The sequence below is a fragment of the Caldisalinibacter kiritimatiensis genome, assembly GCF_000387765.1.
GTDB lineage: Bacteria > Bacillota > Clostridia > Tissierellales > Caldisalinibacteraceae > Caldisalinibacter > Caldisalinibacter kiritimatiensis.
On record NZ_ARZA01000148.1, the window covers coordinates 1 to 2,512 of the forward strand.

Annotated in this window: 2 protein-coding genes; both read right to left on the reverse strand. The window is 27.7% G+C overall.

Going from position 1 to position 2,512, the window contains the following annotated elements:
• Positions 1-64: 64 nt before the first annotated feature.
• Complete coding sequence (gene istB / locus L21TH_RS07150; RefSeq protein ID WP_006312725.1) at positions 65-826, reverse strand: IS21-like element helper ATPase IstB; 762 nt, start codon at positions 824-826, stop codon at positions 65-67.
• On the reverse strand, positions 826-2,412 hold the full coding sequence (gene istA / locus L21TH_RS07155; RefSeq protein WP_006312727.1) for an IS21 family transposase: 1,587 nt from the start codon (positions 2,410-2,412) through the stop codon (positions 826-828). Before istA ends, istB begins: the two co-directional genes overlap by 1 nt.
• Positions 2,413-2,512 lie beyond the last annotated feature (100 nt).

A 2,512-nucleotide genomic window follows, 5' to 3' on the forward strand; every position in this document is an offset into this window, starting at 1 on the left:
TGTATTTGTCAAGTGAAAAATCCCCCAGAATTTAATTGAAACTTCCCCTAGTGGAGGAAAAATATTATTGCTGATTTTTAAGCCATTTTTTTGTTTCTTTCATTCGATAAGAGTTACCATTCATATTTACCATATAAGATTTATGAGTAAGTCTGTCTATCATTGCAGCTGTCATGACTGGGTCTTTAAAAATTTCATTCCATCTATCAAAAGAAAGGTTAGTTGTAATTAGAGTAGATTTTCTTTCTGCCCTAAGAGAGATATGAGTAAATAAAAGTTCACTACCTTCCTTATCAAATGAAATATAACCAAGCTCATCAGCAATTATTAAATCATATTTTTCAAATTTCCTTTCCATAGACCGTAAGGTCTTTTCGCTTCGTGATTCTTTAAGCTGATTAATTAGAGATGGTACTGTAGTAAATAAAACTTTGTATCCGGCATTACAAGCTTTTATGCCTAAACCTATAGCTATGTGAGTTTTCCATTTACCAGGATTCCCTGCAAGGATTACATTTTGTCCATTCTTTATAAAATCTAGACTGCAAAGTGTTTTTAATTTATCTCTTGCATCAATTGGTAAATCTTCTATTACTAGATCTTCAATATATTTTTTATAAGGAAATTTAGCTTTTCGTATTCTATTTTTCCTACCATTTTCTTTTCTAACATCATAAGCTTCTTTAAAGATATCACATAGAAAATCTTCATAAGCTTTATTTTCTCTGTTAGCTTCATTTATTTTCTCTTCTAAAATACTTCTGATACCTGGAATTTTTAATTCTTTGATATATCCTTTTATTTCATTTATAATATTTTTATCCATTAAACTACACCTCCTTCCTCAAAGGATTTTAGCCCTTCTTTATTAAGGAAGTCAGCATAATTTTCAATAAGTTCTTTAGATTTTTGTTCAATTTCTGTATATTCTGTATCTGTAAAACTTTGTTGGTTTATCACTGATTTCCTATTTAAGATCATTTTAATTGCATCAGTAGAAACAGTATTTTTATTGATCTTTTCTAATTTTTTAATAGCCTCTATAACTTTACTAAAACTATTTTCATTAATAATTTGAATAAGGTCTATGAAATCTTTGGTATTATTGGTATAATAATTATTGTATATGTTTTGAAGCTCTGGAGCCATTTGATATCTTGCTGTAGATGAATGGAAGGCCCCAGGCTTCTTTTTTAATGTTTTAAGATAATGTTCTACTTTTATTGACCATGAATGATTTTCATAACTTCTTTTATGAGTGGCTACTAGTTTATTATCATAGTATATTTTGATTTTTTCGGGATATATTTTTACAAATGTAAATTTGCCAACTAAATCTTCTGGAACTGAATATTTATTCTGATCTATATTAATAACAGAATATTTATTTACTCTAAGTTCTTTTGTTCTTGCAATATCATAATCTGGTTTAATGGTTAACAAATAATCTTTTTCTTCTTTTAATATGTCCTCCGGACTTTTTCCGTTAAAATAGTTATTTTTTCTACTGTTTAGTTTAAAAAGTTTTTTTATTAAATGTTCATTAGCCTCTTCAACCGAGTTAAATTTATCATTAAGTGCAAAGGCTTTACGCCTTATGTATTCAACACTTCTTTCTACATGACCTTTTTCATTTCCACTACGTATATTACAAAATCTAAAATTAAAACCATAATAAAGTGATAGCTTTAAAAGTTCTTCTGTAGGAATCTTTTCTGCTTTATTTACAAACTTTTTAACTGCTTGTTTCATATTATCATACACAAAAACTTTATATACTCCACCTACATGATTTATGAATTTAACATGTGCATCTAAAAAGTTTTCCATCTTTTGATTAGGATAAATGTATGCGTATCTATAGGAACTTTTAGCAGTTGTAAATATTGCTATGTGTAAATTTTTCACTTTACCGTTTATATTAAGCTTTAAATGCCCCCAATCAAATTCAACTACTTCACCAAAATCATATTCTTGTCTTATATATGCCTCTTTAGCTTTATTTTTCTTTTCTCTTACATAATTACATACCGTAGAATAACTTATTTCATGACCTTCATCAACTAAAGCTTCATGTATATCTATTGCCTTCATCTGTTGTTTTTTTCTTCCACTAGATCTTTTGAGTTCATTTTCTTTTAAATATTTGTCTATCTTTTCCATTATTTCATTTGTGAGCACCCTTCTTTTTCTATTGGAACTATCATATTTAGGTTTACTTACTATCTCCTCTATAATTTCCTCTTTATTTACACCTTCTTTATTAAGCTCTTCTTTTTTTCTTTCATATTCTTTAATATATTTTCGTATTGTTTTTCTAGCTATCCCAGTTTCTCTATGTATTTGCCACTGAGATTTACCTTCTCTAAAATGTGATAGTATTATTTCTTGCTTTTGCACTAAACTAATCATCCCCTTATCCTCCCCTATGAATTATCATAGGGTTATTTTACATTTCCTCTAGGGGATTTTTCAATTATTATACTAGGGTAATTTTAATTTATCATAAACA